Origin of the sequence: Curtobacterium sp. ODYSSEY 48 V2 (assembly GCF_023712625.1) — a bacterium.
Lineage (GTDB): Bacteria > Actinomycetota > Actinomycetes > Actinomycetales > Microbacteriaceae > Curtobacterium.
Genome location: NZ_JAMAXX010000006.1, coordinates 305,373 through 319,427, shown reverse-complemented (window position 1 = coordinate 319,427; position 14,055 = coordinate 305,373). Strand labels below are relative to the sequence as shown.

Here is a 14,055-nt window from a genome sequence, read left to right as displayed (position 1 = left end):
CGACCGACCGGTCACCGTCGGCATCAACGGCTCCATCACGGCCCACACCTCGTCAGAGATCTCCTGTCGCGTCACCGTTCAAGACTCACCCACCGAGGAGCGGAACCTCTTGATCAACACGCCCTAGGCTGATCCGTCATGAACGGACCGCTGATCGTGCAGAGTGACCGCACCGTGCTCCTCGAGGTCGCCCACCCCCAGGCCGAGGACGCCCGGCACGAGCTCGCGGCCTTCGCCGAGCTCGAACGTGCCCCGGAGCACGTGCACACCTACCGGATCACGCGCCTCGGGCTCTGGAACGCCCGCGCGGCCGGGCACGACGCCGAGTCGATGATCGGCACGCTCGAGCGGTTCGCGAAGTTCCCGGTCCCGCAGAGCGTCACGGTCGACATCCGCGACACCGTCTCGCGGTACGGGCGGCTCGTCATCCGGCGCGAGGAGCGCGAGGACGCCCCGGCGATCGCGAACTCCCCGAGCGAGGAGCTCGAGCGCCAGCCGCTCCTGCTCCTCACCGCCGAGGACCCGTCGGTCCTGGCCGAGGTCACCCGGTCGAAGCGCATCAAGCCCCTGCTCGGCGACCAGCGCTCCCCCTCGGAGATCGAGCTGCAGCCCTGGGCACGCGGGCAGGTCAAGCAGGAACTCGTCAAGCTCGGGTGGCCGGCGGAGGACCTCGCGGGCTACACACCGGGGCAGCCGCACCCGATCGACCTCGACACGGCGTCCTGGCACATGCGGCCGTACCAGGAGCAGGCCGTCGACACCTTCTTCGCGCAGGGCTCCGGCGTGGTCGTGCTGCCGTGTGGTGCCGGCAAGACGCTCGTCGGCGCCGGGGCGATGGCGACCGTGAAGGCGACGACGCTCATCCTCGTGACGAACACCGTGTCCGCCCGGCAGTGGCGTGACGAACTCCTGCGCCGGACGACCCTGTCCCCCGAGGACATCGGCGAGTACTCCGGTACCACGAAGGAAATCCGTCCCGTCACGATCGCGACGTACCAGATCCTGACCGCTCGGCGGAAGGGCGAGTACACGCACCTGTCGCTCCTCGACGCCCTCGACTGGGGCCTGATCGTCTACGACGAGGTCCACCTGCTCCCCGCGCCGGTGTTCAAGCTCACCGCCGACCTGCAGGCACGGCGGCGGCTCGGGCTCACGGCCACCCTGGTGCGCGAGGACGGCCGCGAGAGCGACGTGTTCTCGCTCATCGGGCCGAAGCGCTACGACGCCCCGTGGAAGGAGATCGAAGCGCAGGGCTACATCTCCCCGGCGGCCTGCTACGAGGTGCGGATCGACCTCCCCCACCAGGACCGCCTGGAGTACGCGGCGTCGGGTGACGACGAGCGCTACCGCATGGCGGCGACCTCGCCGGCGAAGACCCCGGTGGTGCGCGAGCTCATCGAGAAGCACCACGGCGAGCAGATCCTGGTGATCGGGCAGTACATCGACCAGCTCGACGACCTCGCCGCGTCACTCGACGCCGCCGAGATCACCGGGTCGACACCGGTCGACGAGCGAGAGCGGCTGTTCCAGGCGTTCCGCGAGGGCTCGATCGACGTGCTCGTGGTGTCGAAGGTCGCGAACTTCTCGGTGGACCTCCCCGACGCCACCGTGGCCATCCAGGTGTCCGGGTCGTTCGGCTCCCGACAGGAGGAAGCGCAGCGTCTCGGCCGGTTGCTCCGCCCGAACAAGGACGGCCTGCCGGCGTCGTTCTACACGCTCGTGACGCGGGACACGGTCGACCAGGACTTCGCGCAGAACCGGCAGCGCTTCCTCGCCGAGCAGGGGTACGCGTACACGATCCTCGACGCCGACCAGGTGCTGGCGGCCGCGTAGCCACCACACGACCCGCTCCCAGGAAACCTCTAGGGAACGGTCAGAGGATGGGACCATGACCGATGGCCCCAAGATCCTGATCGTCGACGACGAGCCGAACATCCGCGACCTCCTCACGACCTCGTTGCGCTTCGCCGGGTTCGCCGTCCGTGCGGTCGGCAACGGGGCCCAGGCGATCTCCGCCGTGCTCGAGGAGGAGCCCGACCTGATCATCCTCGACGTGATGCTCCCGGACATGAACGGCTTCGGCGTCACCAAGCGCCTCCGCTCGTCCGGGTACACGTCGCCGATCCTCTTCCTCACCGCGAAGGACGACACCGAGGACAAGATCACCGGGCTCACCGTCGGGGGCGACGACTACGTCACCAAGCCGTTCTCGCTCGACGAGATCGTCGCGCGCATCAAGGCGATCCTCCGTCGCACCATGAACGACGAAGAGGACGCGATCATCCGCGCCGGCGAGCTCACGATGGACCAGGACACGCACGAGGTCACGATCGGCGACGCGCAGATCGAGCTGTCCCCGACCGAGTTCAAGCTCCTGCGCTACCTGATGCTCAACCCGAACCGCGTGCTGTCGAAGGCGCAGATCCTCGACCACGTGTGGGAGTACGACTTCAACGGCGACGCGGGCATCGTCGAGTCGTACATCTCGTACCTCCGCCGCAAGCTCGACCAGTACTCGACCGAGCCGATCATCCAGACGAAGCGCGGGTTCGGCTACATGCTGAAGGCGTCCAAGGCGTCCTGACGCCGGGCACACGGCGACCGTCCGGTTTCACCGGGCGGTCGCCGCTTATCGTTGGGGCAGCATGCACACGCGAATGAGCCACTGGTGGGACGGGATCTCCCTCCGCACCAAGATCACCGGCATCACGGTGCTGCTCGTCGCGCTCGGGCTGCTCGTCGCCGGGCTCGGCACCATGACGGTGCTCTCGACGTACCTCATGCAGCAGCTCGACAACACGGTCAAGCAGACGTCCGAGCAGCTCGAGGGCCAGAACATCAGCGACGGCCAGCAGTACTGCACGCTGTCGATCGTCCTGTCGCCGAGCGCCTACGTCGCGGCCTACGACTCCCGCGGCGACAAGATCTGCCAGACCCGCGCCTCGAGCCGACCGGACATCCGCTCGCTCGACTTCTCCGCCGCGGCGCAGAGCTCGCAGCGGTTCTCGCTGTACGACAGCCAGCACGACCACGAGTGGCGCGCGCAGATCATCCCGGCGTCGCTGCAGAACCAGTCGAGCGGTACCTCGGAGACCGGGTACGTGCTCGTCGCCGTGTCGAGCGCCGACACCGACAAGACCATCGGCCGCTTCACGATCATCTTCCTGGGCTTCGGCATCTCGGTGATCCTGCTCGGCGCGATGCTGACCCGACTCCTCGTGACGGCCACGTTCGACCCGCTGCGCGACGTGGAGGACACGGCCGCCCGGTTCGCCGCCGGTGACTTCAACCAGCGACTCGAGGCCGACACACCGAACACCGAGGTCGGTCGCCTCAACCGCTCCCTCAACGCGATGCTCGAGCGGATCGACTCCGCGTTCGAGGACCGCGAGCGGACGATCGACCAGATGCGCCGCTTCGTCGGTGACGCCTCCCACGAGCTCCGCACGCCGCTGGTGTCGCTCCGCGGCTACGCCGAGCTCTACCGGATGGGGGCGCTCCGCAAGGAGGAGGACGTCGCCCAGGCGATGGACCGCATCGAGAAGGAAGCGCAGCGGATGGGCCTGCTCGTGCAGGACCTGCTCCAGCTCGCCCGCATCGACGAGTCGAAGCCGCTCGAGCTCGGCCCGGTCGACCTCGTCGCCATCGCGCGCGACTCGGCACTCGACACCATGGCGTCGAACCCCGACCGCGAGATCCAGGTCCTCGTCGAGGACGCCGTGACGGGCGTCAGCGTGCCGCAGGCCGTCCGCCCGGGTGCGTTCGGGCAGGTCGACACCGGCGAGACGCCCGTCTCCCCGCCGTCGGCGAACTCGACCGGGCCGATCGCGTTCTCGCGGCAGACGATCGCGCGCCTCCGAGCCCGCCGCAACCGGGCCATGGGCGTCGAGGGCGGCGTACCGACCGACGAGACCACGCCCCTGCCGACCGTCGTGCTGCCGGCCCGTCCGCCGATCGTCCTGGCCGAGGAGAACAAGATCCGCCAGGTCGTGACCAACCTGATGGGCAACGCCATGCGCTTCACCGCGCACGACGACCCGATCGAGATCGGCATCGGCGTGGACGACGACCTCGGCATGGCCCACATCGACGTCATCGACCACGGCGAGGGCATCCCGCCGCAGCTGCGCGAGAAGATCTTCCAGCGCTTCTGGCGGGCGGACACCTCGCGCGCGCGGGACACCGGCGGCTCGGGCCTCGGTCTCGCGATCGTGTCGGGCATCGTGCACGCGCACAACGGCTCCGTCGAGGTGTTCGACACCGAGGGCGGCGGCGCGACCTTCCGCGTCTGGCTCCCCCTGCTCCCCCGCGACTACACCCCCACCCCGAAGTCCCCGGCCGCCTGACGCGCCGGCCCCGGCCGTCGCCGCCCGGCGGCCCGCCGTCCGTCCCCGTTCTGGTCGCACGGCTTGCCGCTCAACTCCGGCCGACGCGGCATGTCGTGCGACTCGAACGGTCGCAGGCGGCAGGTCGTGCGACTCGAACGGTCGCAGGCGGCAGGTCGTGCGACCGGAGCACGGCGCGGACCTGTGGGAGCGAGCGACATCAGAGCTGCCGGACCGGCTCAGGAACGGGCGGCGAACGCTTGACGGAGTCGCTCGAACAGCACCGCAGGTCGAGCCGCGTCGGCAGCCGTCGCGTGCACCACGATCCACCCGTTGACAGCGAACCCGTTGCCTCGGCGCTGATCGTGTCGGAAGACGTCGCGCTCGCGGTCGCACGGCTTGCCGCTCAACTCCGGCCGACGCGGCATGTCGTGCGACCGGAGCACGGCGCGGACCTGTGGGAGCGAGCGACATCAGAGCTGCCGGACCGGCTCAGGAACGGGCGGCGAACGCTTGACGGAGTCGCTCGAACAGCACCGCAGGTCGAGCCGCGTCGGCAGCCGTCGCGTGCACCACGATCCACCCGTTGACAGCGAACCCGTTCCCTCGGCGTTGATCGTGTCGGAAGACGTCGCGCTCGCGGTGATGGTCGCCGTCGTACTCGAGCGCGATACGGAGCTGTGGCCAGCACATGTCCACCCGTCCGAGGAACGTACCGCGCTCATCGAACACCTCGTGGTTGAGCTCGGGCTCCGGGAAGCCTGCATCAACGACGTCGAGGCGGATCAGCGTCTCCATGGGTGACTCGCTCCCCGGACGCACGGCCTCGAGTGCAGCCCGCGCGAGAACGACCCCGTGCCCGCGGGGACGGAGCGCACGCGCGAGATCCTCGATCGTGGCGAGTCTCGCCCGTCCGACGAGGTGGTCGCCGAGGACGACGAGCGCTCGGAAGTCGAAGAGGGTCGCGCACTCGGCCCAGGCGCGGGCCGGCGTGCTGACCGGGAGGCCGTCCTGCTCGACGGTGTCGTCGTCGGCCACACGATGGGCCGTGACACCCGGACGCCGCATGAGGCTCCCTCCGCCGATGGTCGCCACGTGTACCCGCGACCCTTCGCGGTGTTCCCTCGGCACCGGCGCTCCCCACACCCTGACTGCGGTCGTGTGGCTGAACCGCTGGTCGGGGCGGAGCACCAGGGCGATGCAGTCGACCAGGCTCGCGTCGCGGTCACGAGGCACGCGGACGCCGTGGACGGGACGCCGGAGATCAGCGCGGCGCATGCGGCTCGTACCCTCGCCGTACCGACGAGCTCGTGCGACGGTGAAGGCCCGTTCCGCGAGGCCGTTGGGCAGTGCGCGCGGAGTGGTCATGCTCGTAGCCTGGAGGCGCACGGCACCACCCGAGCCAGAGGCGGGCGCACCTGTGGAGAACGACCGCAGCCGAGCCTCCCGTGCGGGAGAAGCACCTGCGTCCTGGTAGCACGGCATGCCGCGCGCGGTCGTTGCGGGCGCACGACCTGCCGTCGCAGCCGAACCTGAGCGGCAAGTCTTGCGACCGAAACCGAGCCAGGGCCGCGGCGCCCGCACGCGGAAGGGCCCCGCACGCGCTGCGTGCGGGGCCCTTCCGGCTACCGGGACTAGAAGTCCATGCCACCCGTGGGGTCGCCGGCCGGCATGGCCGGGTTCTTCTCCGGCTTGTCGGCGACGACGGCCTCGGTCGTGAGGAACAGACCGGCGATCGACGCGGCGTTCTGCAGCGCCGAGCGCGTGACCTTGGCCGGGTCGATGATGCCCGCGGCGACGAGGTCGACGTACTCGCCGGTCGCGGCGTTGAGGCCGTGACCCGACTCGAGCTCGCGGACCTTGGCGGCGACGACGCCCGGCTCGAGACCGGCGTTCAGCGCGATCTGCTTGAGCGGCGCGTCGATGGCGACGCGGACGATGTTCGCACCGGTCGCCTCGTCACCCTCGAGCGAGAGCGTGTCGAGCGCGACGGACGCCTGGATGAGCGCGACGCCACCACCGGCGACGATGCCCTCCTCGACGGCGGCCTTCGCGTTGCGGACGGCGTCCTCGATGCGGTGCTTGCGCTCCTTGAGCTCGACCTCGGTCGCGGCACCCGCCTTGATGACGGCCACGCCACCGGCGAGCTTCGCGAGGCGCTCCTGGAGCTTCTCGCGGTCGTAGTCGGAGTCGGTCGCCTCGATCTCGGAGCGGATCTGACGGACGCGGCCCGCGATCTGCTCGTCGTCGCCGGCACCCTCGATGATCGTGGTCTCGTCCTTGGTGATGATCACCTTGCGGGCCTTGCCCAGCAGGTCGAGGGTCGCGTTCTCGAGCTTGAGGCCGACCTCTTCCGAGATGACCTGGCCGCCGGTCAGGATCGCGATGTCCTGCAGCATGGCCTTGCGACGGTCGCCGAAGCCCGGGGCCTTGACGGCGACGGACTTGAAGATGCCACGGATCTTGTTCACGACGAGGGTCGCGAGGGCTTCGCCGTCGACGTCCTCGGCGATGATGAGGAGCTGCTTGCCCGCCTGGATCACCTTGTCGACGACCGGGAGCAGGTCCTTGATGTTGGAGATCTTCGAGTTGACGATGAGGATGTACGGGTCCTCGAAGACGGCCTCCTGGCGCTCCGGGTCCGTGACGAAGTACTGCGACAGGTAGCCCTTGTCGAAGCGCATGCCCTCGGTCAGCTCGAGCTCGGTGCCGAAGGTGTTCGACTCCTCGACGGTGACGACGCCCTCCTTGCCGACCTTGTCGATCGCCTCGGCGATGAGCTCGCCGATGGTGGGGTCGGCGGCCGAGATCGACGCGGTCGCGGCGATCTGGTCCTTGGTCTCGATGTCCTTCGCGTTGGCGAGGAGCTGGTCGGAGACGGCGGCGACGGCCTTCTCGATGCCGCGCTTGAGCGACACGGGGTCGGCACCGGCCGCGACGTTGCGGAGGCCCTCGCGGACGAGCGCCTGGGCGAGCACGGTCGCGGTGGTCGTACCGTCACCGGCGACGTCGTCGGTCTTCTTGGCGACCTCCTTGACGAGCTCCGCGCCGATCTTCTCGTACGGGTCGTCGAGCTCGATCTCCTTGGCGATGGAGACACCGTCGTTCGTGATCGTGGGGGCGCCCCACTTCTTCTCGAGGACGACGTTGCGGCCGCGCGGGCCGAGCGTCACCTTCACGGCGTCGGCCAGGGTGTTCAGGCCGCGCTCGAGGCCACGACGGGCCTCCTCGTCGAAAGCAATGATCTTAGCCATGTGAGTTTCTCGTCCCTCCCGGACGTCGTGCGTGGGGGTCGTGCTGGCACTCAGCGCAAGCGAGTGCCAACGCCGATTCTGGCACTCGCCGGGTGTGAGTGCAACACAGTCGGGAGGCGCGGCTCGACTTCCCAGGACACGTTGCGGCCGGGACCCGGCACGCTCAGGCCCGGGTGGTGGCTGCTCGGCGGGCGGAGCGCCGTGCACGACGAACGCGCCGCCCCCGAGGGGACGGCGCGTTCGTCGAGTGGTCCTGGGCTCAGGCGGGACGGACCGCCTCTGCCTGTGGGCCCTTCGACCCGGTGCCGACGTCGAACGTCACCGCCTGGCCCTCCTCGAGGACCTTGTACCCCGACATGTCGATCGCCGAGTAGTGCACGAACACGTCCTGGCCCCCTCCATCCACGGTGATGAAGCCGAAGCCCTTCTCGGCGTTGAACCACTTCACGGTTCCGTTGGCCATGATCTCTTGCTCCCTGGTGCTGCAGTTGCGGACGACGCCATCGCCGTCTGGCGATGACTCTCGTGCAACAACGGCGGCAAGGCAAGAGGTGTGACGTTCTTGCACGCCGATCGCGTCAGAAATCAACGTGCCCGAAACACCTCCGTCACACAGCGCGCGTCAGCCGCCGTAGTCGGCGCCGAGCACGACGCTGACGTCGGCGTTCGGGAACGCCGCCGACTGCTCCACCGTCGCGATGCCGAGCGCCTTCGCCACACCCTGTGCCACGGCCTGCTGCTCGGGCTGCTGGTAGTACACGACCGAGGTCGTCGTCCCCGTCGTCCCGGCGTCACCCGTCGAGGCGACCTGCCAGCCCGCTGTGGTCAGTGCGCTGCTGGCGCGGGCGGCCAGACCGGTCGTCGTCGTGCCGTTCAGCACGACGACGCTCGTCGAGCCCTGCGCCGAGGGCTCCGCAGCGCTCGGCTCCTCGGACGCGGGCGCCGACGGCGACTCCGAGGGCGTCTCCGACGGCGCGGCCGACGCCGAGGAGCTCGACGAGGGGCGCGGCGACGAGGTCGACCCCGGGAACGAGTAGCTACCGTTCAGCAGCGCGAGCACGAGGACACCGACGAGCACGAGCACACCGGTCGCGAGGGCGCCCCAGGCGAACGCGATCCACCCGCGTCCACGACGACGGGCACCGCGGTGCGCTCCGACCCGGGGGCCGTCGGTAACGTCGTCGAACCGGTCTCGCGGGAATCTCTCGGTCATCGTTCCTCTTCACGGGGATCGGGCGCGGGGGCGACGAACGCGCGCGCCGCTCGTGCTCGGGTGCGTGCGTGCCGGAGCCGCTGCAGCCGACCGACCAGCTGGGGGTCGAGCGCGAGCGCGGCGGGCAGGTCGATCACGCGGTTGAGCACCTGGTAGTAGCGCGCCGGCGACATGTCGAACTCGACCCGGATCTCCGCCTCCTTCGTGCGGTCGTGCCGCGCCCGGTCGTGCTCGAACGCGAGCACGCGCTGGTCGAGCTCGCTGAGCTCGTCGGTGGGGAGGGCGGTCACGGCACTTCCGGTCACGGTTCGGTCACGGGTCTCGCACATCGTAGGGGTGCCCGGCGGTCCGACCCTGGCACGCGGCTGGACTGTCGCGAAGCCCGGTTCAGGCTGCGGGCCGCCGGAACCACCGCACCCGGACGCCGAACGGGTCGCAGACCGCCGTCGCCACACCGTCGAGCGACACCGTGGCGAAGGCGTCCGGGTCCGCCGGGTCGACGTCGTCGGGCAGCGTCGCGGCCACCCCGCGCAGGATGCCCGTCCGTTCGACCGCGACCCAGTGCACGCCACGCTCCGCCAGCCGGTCGACCACGCGCTGGCGGTCGGCGCCCGGCACGTAGACGAGGGTCCCGGTGGTGAGCACCACGGGACGGACGCCGTCCGGCAACGCGTCCAGTGCACGGTCGAGGTCGCCGGGCAGCGTGCCACGGATCCGGACGGGAGGCACGGCGAGCGTCGCGCGCGCCGCCTCGCGCATCAGGGCGGTGCGGTCCGTCGCCTCGGGCGGGACGGCCTCGACCAGCCGGTCGAACGCACCGGGCTCGGCGAGGTCGATCGGGTTCGGGTCGAGGGCGACCCGCGCGCCGATCCGGATCGGGGTGCCGGCCGGCTCGGGGACCGCGCCGCTGGCGTCGACCGTCAGGTGCACCGACGGCTCGGCGACGGCGGTGTGCACCCGGACCGTGCCGTCCCCGGTCCGGTGGTCGAGCGTCACCCGGTCCGGGATCGAGCAGAGCCCGGCGGCGGCCCCGGCGTCGACGAGGCCGAGCGGCCGCGGGTCCGCCGCGGCGAGCGCCGCGAACAGCGGGACGACGGGACCGAGCCGCCGCGGGTCGTTGGCCTGCACAGTGGCGGCGGCGAGCGCCGTGACGAACGCGGCACGGGCCTCCCGGCCGAGCGCACGGAGCGCTCCGGGGTCCGACGGGTCGGCACCCAGCCGACGTGCGACGGCGAAGACCAGCTCCGGTTGCCGCTGCTGCTCGGGGACCGCGTCGAGGAGCGCGACCAGGTCGTCGTCGACCGAGCGTGCCCAGGCCGCGTACGACGGCGAGGCCGGAGCGATGCGCGCCGCGTAGGTGGCGTACCGCTCGCGCGTGCCGGTCACGGGCGGTGCATGCCGACGTGACGGATGCCGGCCTCGTCGTAGGGCACACCGAACCGGACGAAGCCGTGGCGTTCGTAGAGGCTCGCGACGTACTCCTGGGCGTGCAGGACGAACGGCTCGTGACCGTGCGCCTCGAGCACCCCCGCGACCAGCCGTCCGGCGATCCCCTGCCCCCGGTGGTCGGGGTGGGTGGCGACCCGGCCGATCACCCAGGCCGGCGGCTCGCTGGCAGCGGGGTGGTCCTCGTCCGGGGCGGGCCGGACGAGGCGGAGGTACCCGACCGGATCGTCGTCGGCTCCGAACCACCAGTGCTCGGTGTCGGGCTCGCGGTCACGGCCGTCGAAGTCGTCGGCGGTGACCCGCTGCTCGAGGGCGAAGACGCGGTTCCGCAGCCGCACGATGCCGTACAGTTCGTCCGTCGTCAGGCGGGTCCAGCGGGCGTGGCGGACGGAATGCTCGGACATCGTCGCGAGTTTACTGAAGGGGTCGGGCATCACCATCGAGCCCCGACCGGAAGCAGGAGGAAGCAATGGCGTACAACGTCGACAAGTCGGACGCCCAGTGGCGCGAGGAGCTCTCCCCGGACCAGTACGCCGTGCTCCGGCAGGCCGGGACCGAGCGCCCGTGGACGGGTGAGCTGCTCGACGAGGAGCGCGCCGGCACGTACACCTGTGCGGCGTGCGGCGCGGAGCTGTTCCAGAGCGGCACGAAGTTCGACTCCGGTTGCGGCTGGCCGTCGTTCTACGAGTCGGTCCGCCCCGAGGCGGTCCAGCTCATCGAGGACAAGTCCCTCGGCATGGTCCGCACCGAGGTCCGCTGCGCGAACTGCGGCTCGCACCTCGGGCACGTGTTCCCCGACGGCTTCGGCACCCCGACGGGTGACCGCTACTGCATGAACTCGCTGTCGCTGAACTTCTCCGAGCAGGGCGAATGAGACCCCGACGCGTCCGCCGGTAGGATGGGCGCGTCAGCCGGCATGGCGCAATTGGTAGCGCACCGTACTTGTAATACGGGGGTTGCGGGTTCGAGTCCCGCTGCCGGCCCCAGATCACGGCTCCTCGTGCGGCCCGAGGCGGAGCCGTCACCGCACGTCGAGCTCGCCGTCCGCGTCCCGTTCGATCTCGCCGTCCGGGATCCAGACGACGATGCGGTCCAGGCGCACCCGCTCGAACGACGACCGCTCGTCGCGCAGCAGGTCCGTGACCTCCTGCGGCAGCGGGAAGCGCTGGTCGCGGCCCACCACGATCGCCTCGAACGGTGCATCGTCGACGTCGCGCACGCCGCGCGCACCGACGTACTGGTCGTAGTCGCTGGGGGTGATCGCGCCGAAGAAGATGCGGCCGTCCCGGATGCCCTCGCTCCGCAGCAGCGGCAGGAGGCGCGCGACCCCCTCGGGGCGTGTCTGCCAGACCGCCCGCGCGGTCGGGATGCTGCCGACGAGTGCGACGACGACGAGGAGTGCGGCGAGCGCGCCGGTCAGCGGCCGGGGGCGGAGCACCGCGAGCCGACCGAGTCCGACCGCGGCGAGCAGGACGATCCAGGGCGTCCACGCGCTGTAGTAGGTCGGCAGCGCGATCTTCGCCGCCACCGTGTAGAACGCGACGAGCAGCAGGAGCGGTGCGGCGAGGAACACCACCAGCCGGTCCGGACGGACGACGACCGCGAGCAGCACCCCGGCGGCCAGGACGACGAGCACCGGCAGGCCGACGCCCTGCGCCAGGAACCACCAGTTCCCCCACCACGGTGCGAACTGGTGGGTCTGCCCGGCGATCACGGCGAGGTGGCCGTTCTCGTTCTGCCCCTCCTGGAAGGCCAGCATGTAGAGCACCGCCGACCGTATGCCCATCGGGGCGTACAGCGCGACGACCGTCACCGTGAAGACCACGGCCCAGACGACGCCGCCGACGACGAGCCGACGCCACTGCCGGAACAGCAGCGGGGCGAGCAGGAACACGGGCACCAGCACGAGCGTCGACGCCTTCGACGTCACCGAGGCGGCCATGAGCACCGCGGACAGCGGGAGCCACCACCACCGGCCGGTCCGTGTCCAGGTCCACACGGCGAAGAGCGCGGCCAGGGCGAAGAACACCATCACCGGGTCGAGGAGCGCGACACGGTCGAGCCGCGCACCGGATCCACCCCGGGGCGTCAGCGTCCAGAGCGCCGCGGCGGTCCACCCCGCCCAGAAGCCGACCTCGGCGCGGAGCCACACGAACATGACGGCGGCGCCGAGGACGACGAGGGCACTCACGAGGACCCGGGGCGCGGTGGCCCCTTCGCCCCCGACGAGCTGCGCGAGCCCGAACAGGTACTTCGCCGTCGGCGGGTGCTCGCGGTTCTGGTCGAACGCGCCGTGCACGTACGCGAAGCCGGCGCGGACGTAGGTGGACTCGTCGCCGCCGATGTTCTCGTCCGCGATCCGCCAGAAGCACTGGTAGGCGGCCGCCAGTGCGAGCAGGACGAGGGCGACGATCCGTACCGCTCGGCGGTCCTGGAGCACGAGGGCGTGGCGTCGACTGGGCACCGGACGATCCTACGGCGGGAGCCGCCGCCCTCCGGCGGGAGCACGGAGGGCCCGGACGATGGACGTCCCGGGCCCTCCGGCGCGCGGAACGCGGATCAGGAGGCGTTCCGAGCGCTCGACGCGGTAACCAGCCGGTCGTCCCTCGATGGTGTCACCGCACCCGGTGACGTGTCCACGGTTGCGGTCCGATCCACGCGAACCCGCACGGATGTGCAGGAACCGGCCGGTCGGACTGCGTCCCCGCTGTGTGCGCGCCGGGCGGATGCCCGACGCGCACGGCCGTGCTCCGCGTCCGACCGCGATCAGTGTCCGACCGCGGTCAGCGTCCGCCCGTGATGCGGCGCTCGCGCTGGGCGACGCCGGCGGTGCCGTAGGGGTAGTCGTCGACCCGCGGGGCACTCGCGTCCGTCAGGGCCTGCAGCTCGTCGTCGGTGAGCACGAGGTCGGCCGCGCCGAGGTTGTCCTCGAGCTGCGAGACCGTCCGGGCGCCGAGGACGACGCTCGTCACCGCGGGCCGCGCGAGCAGCCAGGCGAGGGCGACCTGCGACTTCGAGGCACCGTGCGCGTCGGCGACCGCGGAGACCGCGTCGAGCACCTTCCACGTGCGCTCGTCGCCGTTGCGGGCCTCCCACGCCTCCATGCCGCGCTGCGGGTTCTCGCCGAGACGTGTCGAGCCCGTCGGAGCCTCGTCGCGCTGGTACTTCCCGGAGAGCCAGCCGCCGGCCAGGGGCGACCACGGGAGCAGACCGATGCCGGCGTCCAGGCACGCGGGCACGACCTCGTGCTCGATGTCCCGCACGAGCAGGTTGTACTGCGGCTGCAGCGTCACCGGCGGTGCCCAGCCGTGGGCCTTCGCCTCGTACACGGCCTTCGTCACCTGGTAGCCGAGGTAGTTCGAGAACCCGTAGGTGCCGATCTTGCCGGCGGACACGGCGTCGTCGAGGAAGCGCAGGGTCTCCTCGATCGGCGTCAGGGCGTCCCACGCGTGCATCTGGTAGAGGTCGATGTGCTCCACACCGAGCCGCTCGAGCGAGGCGTCGAGCGCGACGCGCAGGTGACGGCGGGACAGGCCGAGGTCGTTCGGGCCGTCACCCTGGGGGAACCGGCCCTTCGTCGCGAGGACGACCTGCTGCGCCTCGGTCGGGTGGGCGGCGAGCCACCGGCCGATGATGCGCTCGGACTCGTTGCCGGAGTACACGTCCGCGGTGTCGACGAGCGTGCCGCCCGCTGCGACGAACGTGTCGAGGATCTGGTGGGAGGTGGGTTCGTCGGCCTCACTGCCGAACGTCATGGTGCCGAGGGTCAGCGTCGACACCGATGTCCCGCTGTTGCCGAGGAGTCTGTAGTCCATGG

At 70.9% G+C, this 14,055-nt stretch carries 13 protein-coding genes and 1 tRNA gene; 5 read left to right on the top strand and 9 right to left on the bottom strand.

What is annotated here, in order from left to right; translation table 11 throughout:
• Positions 1-138: 138 nt before the first annotated feature.
• The 3 genes from M3666_RS11645 to M3666_RS11635 all read left to right on the top strand — a co-directional run bounded on the left by M3666_RS11645 (position 139) and on the right by M3666_RS11635 (position 4,346).
• Positions 139-1,833, top strand: coding sequence for a DNA repair helicase XPB (locus M3666_RS11645; RefSeq protein ID WP_066656535.1), 1,695 nt, complete (start codon positions 139-141; stop codon positions 1,831-1,833).
• 55 nt (positions 1,834-1,888) lie between these two features.
• On the top strand, positions 1,889-2,584 hold the full coding sequence (locus M3666_RS11640) for a response regulator transcription factor (protein ID WP_056120555.1): 696 nt from the start codon (positions 1,889-1,891) through the stop codon (positions 2,582-2,584).
• A 61-nt stretch (positions 2,585-2,645) separates the two neighbouring features.
• On the top strand, positions 2,646-4,346 hold the full coding sequence (locus tag M3666_RS11635) for a cell wall metabolism sensor histidine kinase WalK (protein ID WP_251155277.1): 1,701 nt from the start codon (positions 2,646-2,648) through the stop codon (positions 4,344-4,346).
• 471 nt (positions 4,347-4,817) lie between these two features.
• Here M3666_RS11635 and M3666_RS11630 read toward each other — a convergent pair whose 3' ends face one another.
• From M3666_RS11630 to M3666_RS11600, 7 genes are all read right to left on the bottom strand, one after another.
• On the bottom strand, positions 4,818-5,693 hold the full coding sequence (locus tag M3666_RS11630; RefSeq protein WP_209685441.1) for a hypothetical protein: 876 nt from the start codon (positions 5,691-5,693) through the stop codon (positions 4,818-4,820).
• A gap of 266 nt (positions 5,694-5,959) precedes the next feature.
• Positions 5,960-7,579: a chaperonin GroEL gene (gene groL, locus M3666_RS11625; protein ID WP_066656544.1), complete on the bottom strand. Its 1,620-nt coding sequence runs from the start codon at positions 7,577-7,579 to the stop codon at positions 5,960-5,962.
• Between the two features lie 259 nt (positions 7,580-7,838).
• Positions 7,839-8,042 carry a cold-shock protein gene (locus M3666_RS11620; RefSeq protein ID WP_066656547.1) on the bottom strand — a complete coding sequence of 68 codons (204 nt, stop codon included), beginning with the start codon at positions 8,040-8,042 and terminating at the stop codon, positions 7,839-7,841.
• A 159-nt stretch (positions 8,043-8,201) separates the two neighbouring features.
• The gene (locus tag M3666_RS11615; RefSeq protein WP_209685439.1) at positions 8,202-8,792 is read right to left on the bottom strand and encodes a LytR C-terminal domain-containing protein; all 591 of its coding nucleotides are present in this window, start codon (positions 8,790-8,792) and stop codon (positions 8,202-8,204) included.
• Positions 8,789-9,082, bottom strand: a complete 294-nt coding sequence (locus tag M3666_RS11610) for a DUF3263 domain-containing protein (RefSeq protein ID WP_235426381.1) — start codon at positions 9,080-9,082, stop codon at positions 8,789-8,791. The genes M3666_RS11615 and M3666_RS11610 overlap by 4 nt, the downstream gene beginning before the upstream one ends.
• Before the next feature lie 97 nt (positions 9,083-9,179).
• Positions 9,180-10,178: a DUF2332 family protein gene (locus tag M3666_RS11605; RefSeq protein ID WP_209685438.1), complete on the bottom strand. Its 999-nt coding sequence runs from the start codon at positions 10,176-10,178 to the stop codon at positions 9,180-9,182.
• Complete coding sequence (locus M3666_RS11600) at positions 10,175-10,642, bottom strand: GNAT family N-acetyltransferase (RefSeq protein ID WP_251155276.1); 468 nt, start codon at positions 10,640-10,642, stop codon at positions 10,175-10,177. The genes M3666_RS11605 and M3666_RS11600 overlap by 4 nt, the downstream gene beginning before the upstream one ends.
• Before the next feature lie 65 nt (positions 10,643-10,707).
• Here M3666_RS11600 and msrB point away from each other — a divergent pair, with 65 nt between their 5' ends.
• Positions 10,708-11,112, top strand: a complete 405-nt coding sequence (msrB, locus tag M3666_RS11595; protein ID WP_066656573.1) for a peptide-methionine (R)-S-oxide reductase MsrB — start codon at positions 10,708-10,710, stop codon at positions 11,110-11,112.
• A 36-nt stretch (positions 11,113-11,148) separates the two neighbouring features.
• Positions 11,149-11,224: transfer RNA gene (locus M3666_RS11590), tRNA-Thr, on the top strand.
• 35 nt (positions 11,225-11,259) lie between these two features.
• Here the strand turns inward: M3666_RS11590 and M3666_RS11585 are convergent.
• The gene (locus M3666_RS11585) at positions 11,260-12,702 is read right to left on the bottom strand and encodes a glycosyltransferase family 39 protein (protein ID WP_209685434.1); all 1,443 of its coding nucleotides are present in this window, start codon (positions 12,700-12,702) and stop codon (positions 11,260-11,262) included.
• Positions 12,703-13,021: 319 nt separating this feature from the next.
• Complete coding sequence (locus tag M3666_RS11580; protein ID WP_251155275.1) at positions 13,022-14,053, bottom strand: aldo/keto reductase; 1,032 nt, start codon at positions 14,051-14,053, stop codon at positions 13,022-13,024.
• Positions 14,054-14,055 lie beyond the last annotated feature (2 nt).